We start from the raw sequence: 14,778 nt of genomic DNA on the forward strand, positions 1-14,778 counted from the left end.
GGTTGGCGGCTCAGCGCAGCTGTTCGATTTCGAGCGCGGTGCGCTTCGCTGGATCGGTAGCGATCTGTTCGAGGACGACGATCCGATCCTGCATAAGGCTGACGGTTTCATGCAGCTCGTTATTCTCACGAGCGATGGCCTCGTTGCCGGTTTTTTCATGCTTGATGCTGGCCATGTGTCGGCGATGGCTCAGAAACATACTGGTCAGGCCCAGCACACCGGTGAGGACTGCAACCATCACCAGAATGTTGAGGATCATTTCTTCTATCGGCATGGTATTGGTCCCCTCTGCTCGCAGCTCAGCGCAGCTCTTCGATCTCTGCGGTCAGGCGCGGATTGTTGCTGACATAATAGGTCTCCACATCCGCCAGCCGCCGGTCGATATCGCGGAAGCGGGCGCGGATTTCGCGGGTGGTGCGCTTCGGACTTTGGCGCACGCCCTGCCAATATTGCTGTTCCTGGCGGTCCACATAAAGGTGCTCGGGCTTTTTATTCAGCACGAAACCGGCGATGAAATAGGCGAGCAGCGGCCAGCCAAATGCGACGGTGAGAACCACCATGCCAAGGCGCAGCCAGAACGTGTTGACGCCGGTATATTCAGCAATGCCAGAGCAGACGCCCATAAGTTTGGCATTAGCGGGATCGCGGTAAAGGGTTGTGCGCGGGCTATTCATTGCTTGGCTCCTTTTTTCTCGGCGAGCAATTGTTCAAGCTCACGCAGTTGCTGGTTGTCGGTTTCCTGATCCGCCTGAAGGCGCTTTACAGGGTTGAATGCGGGGTCATCGGTCGCGACCAAACGCTCAACTGTGTCCATCCGTTCATCAAGGCGCTTGGCGAGGTTATAAAGCTCTTCCAGCAGCACTTCATCGTCAGAGGTGATCGTCGCGGCTGTCTTCCACTTGGTTACATAGTGCAGGATCAACCACGGCAGGCCGATGAGAACGATGGGAACAATTACGATTTCTGAGGGGAACATCGGTCTTAATCCTTCTTACCAGCGCTGTCTTTGCCGAGCGCCTTTTTCATTTCTGCAAGCTCATCATCGATCGCATCTGCCCCTTCGAGCGCGGCAATCTCTTCTGAAAGCGATGGTGGGCCGTCGCCGCCAATTGAAATCGCATCAGCGCGGCCTTCGGCGTAATCCACCCGGCGTTCGAGCTGGTCGAACTTGGCGAGCGCTTCATCGGTGCGCTCGGTCGTCATCAGCGTGCGCAATTTGACGCGGTTCTCAGCGCTTTCGAGGCGCGCTGCGATCTGCGACTGGCGGCTGCGCGCTTCACGCAGGCGGCTCTGAAGTTTTTGAATGTCCACTTCGTAAGCGCGAAGAGCATCATCCAGCACCGAAATCTCAGCGCGCAATTGCTCGCCCATTCCGCTTGCCTTCTTCTTTTCAACCAGCGCCGCACGCGCCAGATCTTCGCGATCTTTCGAAAGCGCCAGCTGCGCTTTTTCTGCCCAGTCCGCCTCAAGCCGGTCGAGCTTTACAACGTGGCGATGCATTTCTTTTTGATCAGCGATAGTGCGTGCCGCGCTCGCGCGAACTTCAACCAGCGTTTCCTCCATTTCGAGGATGATCATGCGGATCATCTTTGAAGGATCATCGGCATTGTCGAGCAGGTCGTTGAAGTTGGCAGCGATGATGTCACGCGTGCGGCTAAAAATGCCCATGAAGGGTGCTCCTGACATAAATTCGTTTATCTTGGCGTTGACCTTATCTGGATCAGTCCAATCGGCTGGCGTCAAGGCCTGGCTGGTCGCCTGTTGAGTTGGGATCGGACTGGTCCGCAAAGCTTCAATCTCTGCATCGAGGCGCGAAAGCACACTCTTAGAGGGGTGGGCCGGAGTGCTGCTCGCCTTGGCTGAACGCTCCGGGGAAAGCGCGTCAGCTGTTGGGGTTGTCGCAGCGGGAGCAGCACGCTCCGGCCCGAGGGGAAGATCGTTAGGCTTGGTCAAGGCCGGTCTCAGGCAAGCTCAACCAGGAAGGTATTGCCGCCTTGTGGTTGGGCAATATTGGCATCCTGAGTTGCCAAAGTGACTTGGCTGGAAAGCGCGATCATCGCAGTCATTGCAGCGATGCTGGCGAGAGAGGCTTGGCCTAGTTTGGTGCCGAAGAAAGTGCGGTTGTACATGATGGGCCTTTCGAGAATTCGTCAGTTGCAAGTTGTTGTATCCAGTTTTGCAACCGGCGTGCCAAACTCGAAAAACCGCAGAATTCCGCCATTTCCGCGTTACCCACAAATGAGTCCAATGGTTTCTATTGCCAAACATTGGGAAATTTCACTATAGGTTGGGTGTAGCCGCGATATAGGAGGGAAGGCTGGAGCGCGAAAACCAATTTATCGGCCAATCCGGCGCCTTTCTGGATGCGGTCGAACGGGCATCCAGAGCCGCCCCGATGAGTCGTCCCGTCCTCATCATCGGTGAGCGTGGGACCGGCAAGGAACTGATCGCCGAGCGTCTTCACCGCCTATCCAGCCGCTGGGGAGAGCCGCTTGTCACAATGAACTGCGCCGCTCTGCCCGAAACCCTGATCGAGGCCGAATTGTTCGGTCACGAGGCGGGCGCGTTCACGGGTGCTACCAAAGCGCGCGCAGGTAGGTTTGAAGAAGCCGACAAGGGCACGTTATTCCTCGACGAATTGGGCACGCTGTCGATGGGCGCGCAAGAACGGCTGCTGAGAGCCGTCGAATATGGCGAAGTAACGCGCATTGGTTCCTCCCGCCCGGTTCGTGTGGATGTGCGGATTGTGGCCGCGACAAATGATGACCTGCCTGCATTAGCCAAAAGCGGTGAGTTTCGCGCTGACCTGCTCGACCGGCTGAGTTTCGAAGTTATCACTCTGCCGCCCTTGCGAGTGCGCGAAGGCGATGTTGGTGTGTTGGCTGAATATTTCGCGCGGCGCATGGCAGCGGAGCTGGAATGGCATGCTTGGCCCGGCTTTGCAGATCATGTGATGGGCCAGCTCGACAAATATGGCTGGCCGGGCAATGTCCGCGAATTGCGCAATGTGGTCGAGCGTGCGGTCTATCGCTGGGATGATCCCGAGGCACCGATTGCTCATGTGCAGTTTGACCCCTTTGACAGCCCCTGGAAACCAGCTGCGCCCTCGCACAGGCGGTCCGAAACAGGTGCGCCTGCGGCCTCTTCGTCAGCAGGTCATGCGCCAGCGGGCGGGGTTCAGCCCAATGCCGTTGTGCCACCTGGCGTTGATTTTGAAGCGGTCGATGATCTGCGATCTGCTGTGGATGCGCATGAACGCGCTATCGTCGAACACGCTTTGGGCAAACATCGCTGGAACCAGCGCCAGACCGCCAAAGCGCTCGGCCTGAGCTACGATCAACTGCGCCACGCGATCAAAAAACACGGCCTGATGGAAGAAGCGGAGTGACCGTTTCGCAGCACCTGCAACTTTAGCTTAAGACACTGATGCTAATAGCAATCTCGTACCCTTAGGCCGGGATGTCCACGAAATGTCGAACAACAGTCAGTCCATTTTTGCTAGCCCTCTCAAACTGATATTCGGTTTGTTTATCTGGGGTATGATTGCTTTGATGGGGCTTTTCTTCTTTGGGACGAGCTACCTCTCATACCAGATCGATCATGAGCGCAATTCTTCGCACCAGACCGCCCAGAGCGAGAAAGAAGAATTGAGCGAGGCGGAAAAGTCGCGGCTCCGGCAAAACAGCTCTTCGCGCGCCACGCGAGACAAATGGAGCGACAATGGCGGTGTAAGCAATGGCTGGGGAGATTAGCGCCCCTTGGTGCAGCCTCACCGAACTCAACCGATTGTTTACTGACAGTCGTTAAATAGCGCATCATGACTAGGCGTGGATACAGACAGAGCAAGACTTCGCCCTTTGGGCAGGCTTGGGAAGGCATCAACCGGGGGCTCGACCTTGCGGATTCCGTTTGGCTTGTGATTGCGATTGGCGGTCTGCTTTCCGCAGGGCTTATCACCACTGTCACATATTGGCTGGCACCCAGCGAACCCGTGACCGCATCGGCACGCAAATTGGCGGATACATCAGGCTCACCTGAAGCTGATGAGGCCGCGCACGCGGTAGAAATGGCCGATGATGGTTGGGGCAATCCTGAAGATGACAGCCGGGGCTGGGGTCAGCGCTAAAGGCGTGTTGGCGAGCAATAGGAGGGCAGCATGAGGGCAGTTCAAGATATTTTCGGCGCGATGGCCAATCTGTTGCGCTTCGGCGCGCTTATGTGGTTTGGGCTCGTCATACTCTTGGGGTTCGGAGCGAGCGCGTTGACCTATTCAATGCACCTCAGCGCCAATTCACCCAAAGCGGCAGAAGCCCGTGCGCAAGCGGCAGAACGCCGTGCTGATGCTGAGCAACGCAAGATCGACCTCGAAAGCGAGCGCAATTTGCGAAAAGATGGGTGGGGCAATTCTGCCCCCGTGGCTGAAAAGACCGACGCTGATCGCCGCCGCGATGAAGCATTGGACGACCTAAGAGCCACGCAGGCTCGCCGCAATTCTGGCTGGGGATCATAGGCTCAACGCTCTGTTTACACCTTGCTGGTAAACACCTGTAACTTCGCCGATTTTGACCGGTGCAGTTACAAAGGGACGCACGACGTGGAAATTGTCAAAACACTGCTGATGGGTTGCGGCGCTCTGGTGCTGCTAACGATGGTTGGATGCGTGGGCCTTGTTAGCGTGGGCAGCTATGCGGTCGATCAGGCGATGGACGAAGAATTTCAACGTATCGAGGCGTCCAATAATGGTCGTTCATCTCGCCCAGCCAGCGCGGATTATGGTGAGGATCCTTTCTCTGACTACCAGTCCGAAGATGACAATTCCGGCTGGAGTGACGATGCGCAGTAAGCTGGAAGCGCTCCCTCAAGCTTCCAAAGACGAACTGCAGACCAATCGCCGCACGGCCCCAAGAATGGCTTTGAGCCTGCCGGGGAAGTTGATCGCCGTTCACGCCAATCACACTTGCATTGTAACCAGCCTTTCACGCACCGGCGTGCTGATAGCGATCGAAGATCCGCTTAATGTGGGTGGGCAAGGCTATCTGCGCTGCGGTCCAATCGATCACTTCGTGACTGTCGCGAGGAAGGAAAACGGGCTGAATGCAGTTGAGTTTGATATCCCCGTCAGCGATGCATTCGTCTTTGGCATCCGGCGTTATCAAGAACAATTTGCCGATCGCGAATTGGAAGACATGGCCATGACGGCGCGCGACTGGGCTTTGGGGCAGGAAGACAAGGCCTGGTAATTGCCACTTTGCCTAAGGGATAAGCCTGAGGCACCTCCTGATTTTTCATTGGTCATATCTGCGTAGTCCCATTGCATTATGCACCGGGCCTTTGCGCTATCAAAAGACGGAAACTTTGACGATGAAGCGCTGCCAATGGGGCGGCGGGCAGCCCCGCGTCTACGGCTGTCTTTGCCAGCGCGCATCGTCACAATCAGCGAAACGCGGCGCTGCATCCTGATCGACCTGTCACGGACCGGTGCGCAAGTTGGCTTGGAGGAACCGTTGCGCGAAGGAGCAGACATTTTCCTCCAGATCGCCAGTCTTGATCAATTCGGCACTGTGATACGCAGGGCGCGAGGTTTGAGAGGCGGCCTAAATGGGATCAAGTTTGAGGAGCCGCTCAGCGATGAAGAAGTGATCGCGATGCGCCACTATGCTGAGAGCTTTCAGAACGAGACCAACCGTGCGTTACGACGCGAAGTCCAAGCATGGGTTACGGGTTTGGACTAACGCCCCTTTTGAAGGCTTGCCAAACCGCGTCGGCCCGCCTATCTGCTCACTCATCCCGACATCGTCGAAACTTTGAAGGGGCTGGCGCCAACCGGGGCCGGCACCGATCGGCTTTGTCATATATGCCTGTTACGAAGGATATCCGTGAGCGATATTGCGCGCCTTACTAAGCTTGTAGAACCCGAAGCAAAGGCTTTGGGTTTTGAACTGGTGCGCGTTGCCATGATGCCTTCTGAGGCGGGCGATGGCGGAGATGCTTTGCAGATCATGGCCGAAGACCCTGCCACGGGCCAGCTGGTGATCGAACAATGCGCTGAGCTATCACGCCGTGTTTCTGCCGCGATGGACGCACGTGAAGAGGCAGGGGAAGTGTTGATTGAGGGCGCATATCATCTTGAAGTGTCCTCTCCCGGCATTGACCGTCCATTGACCCGTGAAAAAGACTTCACAAACTGGGCAGGGCACGAGGCGCGGATCGTGCTGCGCAAGAGCTATGCCGAAGAGGCAGGGGTCAAGCGCACATATAAGGGCGAGCTTTCCGGCATCAGCGATGGTATGGTGCAGATTGAGGACGCCAAGACGGGCGCAGCCAGTCTGCCCCGTAATGAAATTCATAGCGCAAAGCTCGTCCTGACAGACGCGTTGATCGCTGCGACACAGCCGCTCGATACAAGCGGCGCTGAAGATATTGTTGAAGACACTAACGAAGAGAAGGCAGACGACTGATGGCCAGTGCCATTTCCGCCAACAAGGCTGAATTGCTCGCAATCGCAAACGCCGTTGCGTCCGAAAAGATGATCGACAAGAGCATCGTGATCGAAGCGATGGAAGAAGCGATCCAGAAATCGGCTCGTAACCGCTATGGCGCGGAAAACGACATCCGCGCAAAGCTCGATCCGCAAACGGGCGACTTGACGCTTTGGCGCGTTGTTGAGGTGGTTGAAGAGGTCGAAGACTACTTCAAGCAGGTCGATCTGAAGCAAGCTCAGAAGCTGCAAGATGGCGCTGCACTGGGTGACTTTATCGTCGACCCTCTGCCTCCGGTTGATCTGGGCCGCATTGATGCGCAATCTGCCAAGCAGGTGATCTTCCAAAAGGTCCGCGATGCTGAGCGTGAGCGTCAGTTCGAAGAGTTCAAGGATCGCGCAGGCGAAGTCATCACCGGTGTGATCAAGTCGGTCGAATTCGGCCATGTGATTGTAAACCTTGGCCGCGCCGAAGGCGTGATCCGCCGCGACCAGCAAATCCCTCGCGAAGCTGCCCGTGTGGGTGAGCGTGTTCGTGCTCTCATCACTAAGGTCGAGCGCAACAATCGCGGTCCGCAAATCTTCCTTTCACGCGCCGCGCCTGATTTTATGCGCAAGCTGTTTGCGCAGGAGGTGCCAGAGATTTACGACGGTATTATCGAGATCAAAGCCGCCGCCCGTGATCCGGGCAGCCGGGCCAAAATTGGCGTGATCAGCCACGATAGCTCAATCGATCCGGTCGGTGCCTGTGTGGGTATGAAAGGTAGCCGCGTTCAGGCTGTCGTTCAGGAGCTTCAGGGCGAGAAGATCGACATCATTCCGTGGTCAGAAGACACGGCGACCTTCATCGTGAACGCATTGCAGCCTGCAACGGTTGCCCGCGTTGTTCTCGACGAAGAAGATGGCCGCATCGAAGTGGTTGTGCCTGACGATCAGCTCAGCCTTGCGATTGGTCGCCGTGGTCAAAACGTGCGTCTCGCAAGCCAGCTGACGGCTAACCAGATCGACATCATGACCGAAGAAGAGGCATCAGAGAAGCGCTCGAAAGAATTCGCTGAGCGCTCTAAGATGTTCGAAGAAGAGCTGGACGTCGACGAAACGCTGTCTCAGCTGCTCGTTGCCGAAGGCTTCGCAGAGCTTGAAGAAGTCGCATACGTCGAACTCGAAGAGCTTGCTGCGATCGAAGGCTTTGACGAAGAGCTGGGCCAAGAGCTGCAAAGCCGTGCTTTGGAAGCGATTGAGCGCGCCGAAGAAGGGCACCGCACCGCTCGCCGCGAACTGGGCGTTGAGGATGACCTGGCCACTATGCCGCATCTCACCGAGGCTATGCTGGTGGTTCTTGGTAAGGCCGGCATCAAGACGCTCGACGATCTGGCTGACCTCGCCACTGACGAACTGATCGCGAAGAAGCGTGAAGCACCGCGTCGCCGCAACAACACTGATGGTCCGCCACAGCGTCGTCCGCAGCGCGAGCAGGACAAAGGCGGTGTGCTTGGCGAATACGGTTTGACCGAAGAGCAGGGCAACGAGATCATTATGGCTGCTCGCGCGCACTGGTTTGAAGACGAGGAGCCCGCTGCGGCGGCTCCTGCTGAGCCAGAACCCGAGGAGGCCGCTGATGCGGACTCCACCCAATGAGCGCGTAAGTTCCGCCATCGCTGAGACGCCAGCTCCCGAGAATGCCGACAAGGCTTCCGGGAGTGAGCGGTCCTGCTCTGTTCGAAAGTGTGTGCTTTCGGGTGAGAGTTTCCCGCGCGAAGAGCTAATTCGGCTTGCCATTTCGCCAGACGGCGAGGTGCTGCCCGATCCTGCAGGCAAAGCTCCCGGGCGCGGCGCATGGATTGCGCCTGATCGGCCTGCGCTTGAAACTGCCATGGCAGATGGCCATTTCAAACGGGCATTGATGCGCGCGTTTAAGGGCGGACCAAAAGACGCAAAGCTTTCCTACTCGGACGATTTGCCTCAACAGGTTGAAACCGCTTTGACCCGGCACACGCTGGATCGCTTGGGATTGGAAATGCGCGGCGGCAATATTGTGCTCGGCTCTTCGCGGATCGAAGAGCAGGCGCGCACAGGCCGAATTGAAATGCTGTTACACGCGAGTGATGCGAGCGAAGACGGGCGCAAAAAGCTCGATCAGGCATGGCGTGTGGGGCTGGATGAAGAAGGTTCGGGTAAGCGCGGATGTGTCTTGCCACTGGACCGCGATGCTCTGTCTGTGGCATTGGGCCGCGAAAATGTCGTCCATTTGGGCGTTTCAGGCCAAACCGGCAGGCGCAAAGGGGCATCAACTGCGTCGGCATCGGGCCGGGTAGGGCAGGCGATTACACGCTTGTCACGTTTCATGGGGAGCGATCCTCCCTAACATGCGGCCCTAACATACGAATTTACGCATGCGTGCGGGGCAATTCTGCACGGCGCGATACAAGATTATTTGAAGGACATACGAGCTAGATGAGCGACGAAGAGAAAAAACCGGCACGTAAACCGCTGAGCCTCAAAGGCGCGCAGCCTGGCGAGGTGAAGCAAACCTTTAGCCATGGCCGCACCAATAAGGTTGCGGTTGAAGTGAAGCGGCGCCGTAAACTCGTAAAACCGGGTGAGGCACCGCCTCCACCACCACCTGCGCCGGAACCAGCGCCTGCGCCTGCTCCGGCAGCAAAAGCGCCTGCGCCCAAGAAACCTGCACCCAAGGCCGCCGATGCGGAAACCCCGCAGGAACGCGTTGCTCGTATGCAGCGTGAGGCTGAGGAAGAGCGTCTGAAGCTCGCCGAAGAAGCGCGTAAGCGCGACGATCAAAAGGCGAAGAAGAACGCTGAGGACGAGAAAAAGCGCGCTGAGGAAAACCGCAAGGCTGAAGAAGAAGCCGAAAAGCGCGCCGCAGAAGAAGCCAAGGCCGCAGAAGCTGCTGCTAACGCTGAACCTGAAGCCGAACCAGCGGCAGATGCTCCCGCTGAAAAAGGCACACCTGCGCCCGCGGCTCGCAAATTCACACCGATTGCTCGGCCTGAGCCCAAGCGTCCAGAAAAGAAGAAGAAAGAAGACAAGCGCGCGGCCAAGGACACTGGCAGCGGCGGCAAGGACAAACGCCGCTCTGGTAAGCTGACCGTTACCAAAGCGCTTAACGAGGATGAAGGCCGCCGGGCTCGCAGCCTCGCCGCGCTTAAACGTGCGCGTGAGAAAGAGCGCCGTCTGCAAGGCGGTGGCAGCAATCAGCCGCGTGAAAAGCAAGTGCGCGACGTTGTCGTCCCTGAAGCCATTACGGTTGGCGAGCTAGCCAAACGTATGGGTGAAAAGGGCGCTGACCTCGTCAAAGAATTGTTCAATCTCGATATGATGGTCACAGTCAACCAGACCATAGATCAGGACACAGCAGAGCTGCTGGTCGAGCAATTTGGCCACAATATCGAGAAGGTCTCAGAGGCTGATATCGACATTGTTGCTGAAGAGGATGTCGATCCAGAAGAAACCCTGAAAGAACGCCCACCGGTCGTCACGATCATGGGCCATGTCGATCATGGTAAGACCTCGCTGCTCGATGCTCTGCGCGGTGCCAATGTGACCAAGGGTGAGGCCGGCGGCATCACTCAACATATCGGCAGCTATCAGATCACGACCAAGAGCAAGCAGAAGATCACCTTCCTCGATACGCCGGGCCACGCAGCATTTTCCGAAATGCGTCAGCGCGGTGCTAATGTGACCGATATTGTGGTGCTGGTTGTGGCAGCTGATGACGGCATCATGCCGCAGACGATTGAAGCCATCAATCACACCAAGGCCGCAGGTGTCCCGATGATCGTTGCGATCAACAAGATGGATAAACCTGAAGCCGATCCAAATAATATCCGCAGCCGCTTGCTCGAACACGAAGTGATCGTAGAGGCGATGTCGGGTGACGTTCAGGACGTGGAAGTGTCGGCGACCAAGAAAACAGGTCTCGATGATCTGCTTGAGAAAATCGCCCTTCAGGCTGAATTGCTGGAATTGAAAGCGCGTCCGGATCGCGATGCGGATGCAACCGTGATCGAAGCGCAGCTCGATAAGGGCCGTGGTCCTGTTGCAACTGTTCTGGTCACGCGCGGCACATTGAAGCGTGGTGATACCTTTGTGGTCGGCACTGAAAGCGGCCGTGTGCGCGCTATCGTCAATGATCAGGGCAAGCAGATCAAAGAAGCTGGTCCATCCATGCCGGTTGAGGTTTTGGGCCTTGGCGGTGTGCCGTCAGCTGGCGATCAGCTCACCGTGGTTGAAAATGAACAGCGCGCCCGCGAAGTGGCTGCCTATCGTCAGGAAAAGGCGACAGAAAAGCGCACTGCGCTTGCACCAACCAGCTTCGATACGATGTTCAACAATCTGGCGAGCAACGTCATCGAATGGCCGGTTCTGGTCAAAGCGGACGTGCAAGGCAGCGTCGAAGCCATCGTCAACGCGCTCCACAATATCTCTACCGACGATATCAAAGCGCGCGTCCTGCATGCAGGCGTTGGCGCGATCACGGAAAGCGATGTGACGCTGGCAGCAGCCTCCAACGCGCCGATCATCGGCTTTGGCGTGCGTCCGAATGCGAAAGCGCGCGAGCTAGTGAAACGCGATGGCGTTCGCATGATGTATTACGATGTGATCTATCACCTGACCGAAGACGTCGCCAAGGAAATGGCCGGCGAACTCGGCCCAGAGCGGATCGAAACCGTCGTTGGCCGGGCGCAAGTCAAAGAGGTCTTCAAATCGGGCAAGAAGGATAAGGCCGCTGGTCTCCTCGTCGAAGAGGGTGTTATCCGCAAAGGCCTGTTCGCACGTCTCACCCGCGAAGATGTCATTGTCTCTGCCACGACCATCGCATCGCTGCGGCGCTTTAAGGATGACGTGGATGAAGTCCGCTCAGGCCTCGAATGCGGCGTGGTTCTCGAAGACACGAACGACATCCAACCGGGCGATCAGCTCGAAGTCTTCGAAGTCGAAGAGCGCGAGCGTAAGCTGGAGGTAGGCTAAGGCCTGACATCACGCATGAGCTGGGAAAGCCAAATTCAAGCAGGGGCTGAAGGCTCTCCGCATTCGAACCTGCTTGGTTCTGAATTCGTTTCCTTTGATGAGGAGACGGCCACTGCGACCATGCGCTTTACCGTGAAGCGTGAAATGTGCACGTGGCGCGGCGGTGTGCAGGGCGGATTGGTTGCGGGCTATCTCGATGATGTGATGGGCTATGCCTATGTCGCGGCCACGGGCGGCGAGATGGCACCGCTCAATCTTGAGATTTCGATGAGCCTTATCCGGCTAATCCCTGAAGGCACTGTCATTATTGGCAAGGGCCGGGTGGTGAAGGGCGGCAATCGCATTGTTTTTCTCGAAGGGGAATTGCTGGGCGAGGACGGCACACTGTTTGCCCGTTCGACATCCACGGCGCTGCCGACCCCGCGACCATCGCCCACCGAAACGGGTATGAGCCGCTCATGACGCGCTATCTTGCGCTTTTGGGCAGCATCAATATTGGTGGGAACCGGGTAAAGATGGTCGATCTAAAGGCTGCTTTTGAGAAGGCGGGTTTCAAGGATCTGGTGACCGTTGCAGCGAGTGGAAATCTCATCCTCACAGATGACCGCGATCCGGCCACGCTCGAAATCCAGCTTGAAAGCGTGATTGATCGCGAGTTTGGCTTCAAAAGCTGCGCCATGGTCCGCACACGCGATGAAGTGCAGGCTGCGGTTGACGAAAACCCGTTTCACGGCACAGGCCCTAGCCACGGCTCTGACAAGATGGTGCATTCGATCTTTCTCAGCCAACAGCCTGATAAGACCGCAGTTGATGCGCTGATCGAAGAACATGCGAGCAAGGGTAGCGAACGCCTTGCGCTGGGTGACCGAGTTCTGTTTCTTGACTATGTCCACGGCGTTGGTGTGTCGGACCTTTCGAACAAGGTGCTAGAGCGGCGCCTCAAGGTCAAAGGGACCGCGCGCAATATGAACTCGCTCAAGAACATCGTGTCCAAGATGGATATGTGAGATGGCAAAACGCGACGACTTCACCGCAGAACAGGCCAGCGTCCGCGTGCTCAAGGTGAGCGAGCGGGTACGCCATATCCTTTCCGAACTGCTCGCGCGCCAAGAGGTGCATGACGATGTCGTGAGCGCATCAAACATCGCCGTCACCGAAGTGCGCATGACGCCGGACCTGCGCAACGCGACCGCTTATGTAAAGCCTTTGCTCGGTGAAGTGAGCGAGGACGAGGTGGTCAAAGCGCTGCGGCAAAACACAGCCTTTCTCCAGCGCGAGGTCGCCAAACGGCTAGGCCTGAAATTCGCGCCCAAGCTGAAATTTCGCAAGGATGAAAGCTTTGCCGAAGCAGATCGTATTGAGGCGCTGCTGCGCGATCCTAAGGTTGCACGAGACTTGGCCGAGGACGAAGAATAAGGCCGACTTTACGCCGCATCCTTTGCCAGCCATTGTTTCATCATGGCCGGGGGAGGAGAGGGGTTCATTTTTGTCTCTTTGAGCGCCGAAATGGCGCGCTCGCGGTCGCCTTTCGTAAAGCTCCCCGTGGTCAGACAGAACTCCACCATATTGCCATTGGGGTCACGAGTGTAGACCGAGTGGCACCAATTGTGATCCAGCTCGAGCACATCCAGACCAGCGGCATTCCATCGCTTGCGCCATTGCTCGAGCTCTTCTTTGGAGGAGACATCGAAGCTGAAATGATTGGTGCCCCGCGGCATGCCTGCAGCTTTGTTGAGGTCAAATTCGTGATCCTCTTGCCCGGTGACATCATGCAATTCCCAGAACGCGATGAATGTGGTGTCGTCTTTGTCCATTCGGTAGAAAAAGTGCTTACCCCATCCGCCTTCCATGATTGGGGCGATTTCGACTTTGACGAGTTCAAAACCCATTACGCCTTCGTAAAAAGCATGGATTTCGGCCATGTTCTTCGCTGCCAATGCCAGATGATGATAGCCCATTGTCCTAGCCCTTTCGACCTTTGCGTTTATCGACCATGCCCATCACGTCCGCGCTCGTGCCTTCCGGAGCGGGCACTTCGACGACGCGGTCATCCACATCATCATATTCAAGGCGAAGCGCGCGGCTCATAACGCCATGCATCATATAGGTGCAGGTGATGTAGGTGAGTTCGATGATCTCAGTTTCGCTGAGCTGCTCCTTTAGCTCATCAAACAACGCGTCGGGCACCCGGCCAAATTGCAGCACCAATGCGTCAGTATAGGCCAGAACGGCGCGCTGTTTTGCGTCGAAACAGGTGGCGACGGACCAATGGGTTATGGATTGCACCTGCTTTTCGGAAAGGCCCGAAAATCGCGCGGCTTTCATATGCTGGGAATAGACAAATTTCGAACCAACCAAGTATCCCGCGCGCGTCTGGCCAAGCTCTCTCAATTGGTCATCAAGCATGCGTTTGGGTGAGCGGTAAAAACCAAACCCTTCGGTCGTATGCCGAAACGCGTCCGGCACCTGCGCAAACACGGTCCACCAATTGCCGGGTGTACCGGTAGCAGTGCCCGGTTCGGCCACCGGATCTCGATCCCCAAATAGAGTTGCGTAGAGGTGCTTTAGGTAGTCATCGGTTAGCTCGTGACTTGGAACTTCACGCAATCTGGGCATTCGCGGTCTCCGCTTTTCTAGCTAGCAAAAGCTACCCAAGGATCGCGGCACTGGCAATCAGCGCAGCAACTGAGCGAACGTTTAGCGCGGCACCAGCCGGGCACGCAGGCGAATATCGACTTTGTTGCCGACGATTAGTTGAAAGCTCCTCATTCCGTAATTTCTGCGGTCAATTCGAGCAGTCGCGGTGAAGCTGATCGGGTTTCCTGCACCGGAGGTGAGCGGATTGCGGTCAAATGTGACATTGAGTGTTTGATCTCGCGTCACACCGCGCGCAGTCAGCCGCCCCGTCATTGAGCCTTCGGTGGCGCTTGTCATATTGAGCGAACGGCCTGTGAAACGGATACTAGGGTGCTGTTCGACCCAGAAGAATTTCTCCCCTCTCAACCGGTTTAACGTAACCGTGTCGGGCGCCGTAATTGCAGTCGCATCGAAGGTCACATCAATCTCAGCGCGAGAGGGATCGTTGCCCACGATCGTCGCTGTGCCGCGCATCTTGGGAAATGTCGCGGTTTTGCTGGAGAGGCCAAAGAATGGCACTTTTGCCGTGAGCAGCGAATTGCCCTCATCCAGGCGATAACTCACCGGCGCATCGCTGTTGGCGGCCAGCAAGGCTGCAAAAAGGGGAAGCCATAAGGCGCGTTTAAGCAAGGTCATCATTTCATTCTCTCCTGATCCCCTATTCGCCATTATGG

Annotated in this window: 22 protein-coding genes; 14 read left to right on the forward strand and 8 right to left on the reverse strand. The window is 56.8% G+C overall.

The features are described 5' to 3' along the window. Positions 1 to 10 precede the first annotated feature (10 nt). The 5 genes from AC0V6N_RS02160 to AC0V6N_RS02180 all read right to left on the reverse strand — a co-directional run bounded on the left by AC0V6N_RS02160 (position 11) and on the right by AC0V6N_RS02180 (position 2,129). Positions 11 to 274 carry a hypothetical protein gene (locus tag AC0V6N_RS02160; RefSeq protein WP_486169951.1) on the reverse strand — a complete coding sequence of 88 codons (264 nt, stop codon included), beginning with the start codon at positions 272 to 274 and terminating at the stop codon, positions 11 to 13. 25 nt (positions 275 to 299) lie between these two features. Next, the gene (gene pspC, locus AC0V6N_RS02165; protein WP_486169952.1) at positions 300 to 674 is read right to left on the reverse strand and encodes an envelope stress response membrane protein PspC; all 375 of its coding nucleotides are present in this window, start codon (positions 672 to 674) and stop codon (positions 300 to 302) included. Beyond that, a complete protein-coding gene (pspB, locus tag AC0V6N_RS02170; protein WP_486169953.1) occupies positions 671 to 976 on the reverse strand; it encodes an envelope stress response membrane protein PspB in 306 nt (101 codons plus the stop codon). Before pspB ends, pspC begins: the two co-directional genes overlap by 4 nt. A gap of 5 nt (positions 977 to 981) precedes the next feature. Further along, positions 982 to 1,821: a phage shock protein PspA gene (gene pspA / locus AC0V6N_RS02175; protein WP_486172408.1), complete on the reverse strand. Its 840-nt coding sequence runs from the start codon at positions 1,819 to 1,821 to the stop codon at positions 982 to 984. 140 nt (positions 1,822 to 1,961) lie between these two features. Next, positions 1,962 to 2,129, reverse strand: a complete 168-nt coding sequence (locus AC0V6N_RS02180; RefSeq protein ID WP_486169954.1) for a hypothetical protein — start codon at positions 2,127 to 2,129, stop codon at positions 1,962 to 1,964. A gap of 188 nt (positions 2,130 to 2,317) precedes the next feature. On the opposite strand from AC0V6N_RS02180, the gene pspF reads away from it, so the two are divergent. The 14 genes from pspF to rbfA all read left to right on the forward strand — a co-directional run bounded on the left by pspF (position 2,318) and on the right by rbfA (position 12,883). Then, complete coding sequence (gene pspF / locus AC0V6N_RS02185) at positions 2,318 to 3,388, forward strand: phage shock protein operon transcriptional activator (RefSeq protein WP_486172409.1); 1,071 nt, start codon at positions 2,318 to 2,320, stop codon at positions 3,386 to 3,388. Between the two features lie 82 nt (positions 3,389 to 3,470). Next, positions 3,471 to 3,752: a hypothetical protein gene (locus AC0V6N_RS02190; RefSeq protein ID WP_486169955.1), complete on the forward strand. Its 282-nt coding sequence runs from the start codon at positions 3,471 to 3,473 to the stop codon at positions 3,750 to 3,752. A gap of 65 nt (positions 3,753 to 3,817) precedes the next feature. Beyond that, on the forward strand, positions 3,818 to 4,126 hold the full coding sequence (locus tag AC0V6N_RS02195; protein WP_486169956.1) for a hypothetical protein: 309 nt from the start codon (positions 3,818 to 3,820) through the stop codon (positions 4,124 to 4,126). 30 nt (positions 4,127 to 4,156) lie between these two features. Next, positions 4,157 to 4,510 (forward strand): hypothetical protein, encoded by a 354-nt coding sequence (locus tag AC0V6N_RS02200; protein WP_486169957.1) that lies wholly within the window; start codon positions 4,157 to 4,159, stop codon positions 4,508 to 4,510. 84 nt (positions 4,511 to 4,594) lie between these two features. Then, a complete protein-coding gene (locus AC0V6N_RS02205) occupies positions 4,595 to 4,843 on the forward strand; it encodes a hypothetical protein (protein WP_486169958.1) in 249 nt (82 codons plus the stop codon). Beyond that, positions 4,833 to 5,240 (forward strand): hypothetical protein, encoded by a 408-nt coding sequence (locus AC0V6N_RS02210; RefSeq protein WP_486169959.1) that lies wholly within the window; start codon positions 4,833 to 4,835, stop codon positions 5,238 to 5,240. The genes AC0V6N_RS02205 and AC0V6N_RS02210 overlap by 11 nt, the downstream gene beginning before the upstream one ends. A 78-nt stretch (positions 5,241 to 5,318) precedes the next feature. Continuing rightward, complete coding sequence (locus AC0V6N_RS02215; protein ID WP_486169960.1) at positions 5,319 to 5,732, forward strand: PilZ domain-containing protein; 414 nt, start codon at positions 5,319 to 5,321, stop codon at positions 5,730 to 5,732. A 144-nt stretch (positions 5,733 to 5,876) separates the two neighbouring features. Beyond that, on the forward strand, positions 5,877 to 6,458 hold the full coding sequence (gene rimP, locus AC0V6N_RS02220) for a ribosome maturation protein RimP (RefSeq protein ID WP_486169961.1): 582 nt from the start codon (positions 5,877 to 5,879) through the stop codon (positions 6,456 to 6,458). Further along, the gene (gene nusA, locus AC0V6N_RS02225; RefSeq protein WP_486169962.1) at positions 6,458 to 8,116 is read left to right on the forward strand and encodes a transcription termination factor NusA; all 1,659 of its coding nucleotides are present in this window, start codon (positions 6,458 to 6,460) and stop codon (positions 8,114 to 8,116) included. Before rimP ends, nusA begins: the two co-directional genes overlap by 1 nt. Further along, on the forward strand, positions 8,097 to 8,843 hold the full coding sequence (locus tag AC0V6N_RS02230) for a DUF448 domain-containing protein (protein ID WP_486169963.1): 747 nt from the start codon (positions 8,097 to 8,099) through the stop codon (positions 8,841 to 8,843). The genes nusA and AC0V6N_RS02230 overlap by 20 nt, the downstream gene beginning before the upstream one ends. Before the next feature lie 89 nt (positions 8,844 to 8,932). Beyond that, positions 8,933 to 11,467, forward strand: coding sequence for a translation initiation factor IF-2 (gene infB / locus AC0V6N_RS02235; RefSeq protein ID WP_486169964.1), 2,535 nt, complete (start codon positions 8,933 to 8,935; stop codon positions 11,465 to 11,467). Positions 11,468 to 11,482: 15 nt separating this feature from the next. Beyond that, positions 11,483 to 11,929 carry a PaaI family thioesterase gene (locus AC0V6N_RS02240; protein ID WP_486169965.1) on the forward strand — a complete coding sequence of 149 codons (447 nt, stop codon included), beginning with the start codon at positions 11,483 to 11,485 and terminating at the stop codon, positions 11,927 to 11,929. After that, the gene (locus AC0V6N_RS02245; protein ID WP_486169966.1) at positions 11,926 to 12,474 is read left to right on the forward strand and encodes a DUF1697 domain-containing protein; all 549 of its coding nucleotides are present in this window, start codon (positions 11,926 to 11,928) and stop codon (positions 12,472 to 12,474) included. Before AC0V6N_RS02240 ends, AC0V6N_RS02245 begins: the two co-directional genes overlap by 4 nt. A 1-nt stretch (position 12,475) precedes the next feature. Next, a complete protein-coding gene (gene rbfA, locus AC0V6N_RS02250) occupies positions 12,476 to 12,883 on the forward strand; it encodes a 30S ribosome-binding factor RbfA (RefSeq protein WP_486169967.1) in 408 nt (135 codons plus the stop codon). Between the two features lie 8 nt (positions 12,884 to 12,891). On the opposite strand, the gene AC0V6N_RS02255 is transcribed toward rbfA, so the two are convergent. The 3 genes from AC0V6N_RS02255 to AC0V6N_RS02265 form a co-directional block, all read right to left on the reverse strand. Next, the gene (locus tag AC0V6N_RS02255; protein ID WP_486169968.1) at positions 12,892 to 13,425 is read right to left on the reverse strand and encodes a VOC family protein; all 534 of its coding nucleotides are present in this window, start codon (positions 13,423 to 13,425) and stop codon (positions 12,892 to 12,894) included. A gap of 4 nt (positions 13,426 to 13,429) precedes the next feature. Next, entirely contained in the window at positions 13,430 to 14,083 is a 654-nt protein-coding gene (locus AC0V6N_RS02260; protein ID WP_486169969.1) for a carboxymuconolactone decarboxylase family protein, read from the reverse strand. 81 nt (positions 14,084 to 14,164) lie between these two features. After that, positions 14,165 to 14,743: a YceI family protein gene (locus AC0V6N_RS02265; RefSeq protein ID WP_486169970.1), complete on the reverse strand. Its 579-nt coding sequence runs from the start codon at positions 14,741 to 14,743 to the stop codon at positions 14,165 to 14,167. Positions 14,744 to 14,778 lie beyond the last annotated feature (35 nt).

The sequence above is a fragment of the Erythrobacter sp. S57(2025) genome, assembly GCF_057365055.1.

Bases quoted from the DNA above. Each gene is read 5' to 3' on its own strand.
- AC0V6N_RS02265 (WP_486169970.1), bottom strand. From the start codon at position 14,743: ATGATGACCTTGCTTAAACGCGCCTTATGGCTTCCCCTTTTTGCAGCC.
- AC0V6N_RS02160 (WP_486169951.1), bottom strand. From the start codon at position 274: ATGCCGATAGAAGAAATGATCCTCAACATTCTGGTGATGGTTGCAGTC.
- AC0V6N_RS02260 (WP_486169969.1), bottom strand. From the start codon at position 14,083: ATGCCCAGATTGCGTGAAGTTCCAAGTCACGAGCTAACCGATGACTAC.
- nusA (WP_486169962.1), top strand. From the start codon at position 6,458: ATGGCCAGTGCCATTTCCGCCAACAAGGCTGAATTGCTCGCAATCGCA.
- AC0V6N_RS02200 (WP_486169957.1), top strand. From the start codon at position 4,157: ATGAGGGCAGTTCAAGATATTTTCGGCGCGATGGCCAATCTGTTGCGC.
- infB (WP_486169964.1), top strand. From the start codon at position 8,933: ATGAGCGACGAAGAGAAAAAACCGGCACGTAAACCGCTGAGCCTCAAA.
- AC0V6N_RS02180 (WP_486169954.1), bottom strand. From the start codon at position 2,129: ATGTACAACCGCACTTTCTTCGGCACCAAACTAGGCCAAGCCTCTCTC.
- AC0V6N_RS02245 (WP_486169966.1), top strand. From the start codon at position 11,926: ATGACGCGCTATCTTGCGCTTTTGGGCAGCATCAATATTGGTGGGAAC.
- rbfA (WP_486169967.1), top strand. From the start codon at position 12,476: ATGGCAAAACGCGACGACTTCACCGCAGAACAGGCCAGCGTCCGCGTG.
- pspC (WP_486169952.1), bottom strand. From the start codon at position 674: ATGAATAGCCCGCGCACAACCCTTTACCGCGATCCCGCTAATGCCAAA.
- AC0V6N_RS02240 (WP_486169965.1), top strand. From the start codon at position 11,483: ATGAGCTGGGAAAGCCAAATTCAAGCAGGGGCTGAAGGCTCTCCGCAT.
- AC0V6N_RS02215 (WP_486169960.1), top strand. From the start codon at position 5,319: ATGCACCGGGCCTTTGCGCTATCAAAAGACGGAAACTTTGACGATGAA.
- AC0V6N_RS02195 (WP_486169956.1), top strand. From the start codon at position 3,818: ATGACTAGGCGTGGATACAGACAGAGCAAGACTTCGCCCTTTGGGCAG.
- AC0V6N_RS02255 (WP_486169968.1), bottom strand. From the start codon at position 13,425: ATGGGCTATCATCATCTGGCATTGGCAGCGAAGAACATGGCCGAAATC.
- pspB (WP_486169953.1), bottom strand. From the start codon at position 976: ATGTTCCCCTCAGAAATCGTAATTGTTCCCATCGTTCTCATCGGCCTG.
- AC0V6N_RS02190 (WP_486169955.1), top strand. From the start codon at position 3,471: ATGTCGAACAACAGTCAGTCCATTTTTGCTAGCCCTCTCAAACTGATA.
- AC0V6N_RS02210 (WP_486169959.1), top strand. From the start codon at position 4,833: ATGCGCAGTAAGCTGGAAGCGCTCCCTCAAGCTTCCAAAGACGAACTG.
- AC0V6N_RS02230 (WP_486169963.1), top strand. From the start codon at position 8,097: ATGCGGACTCCACCCAATGAGCGCGTAAGTTCCGCCATCGCTGAGACG.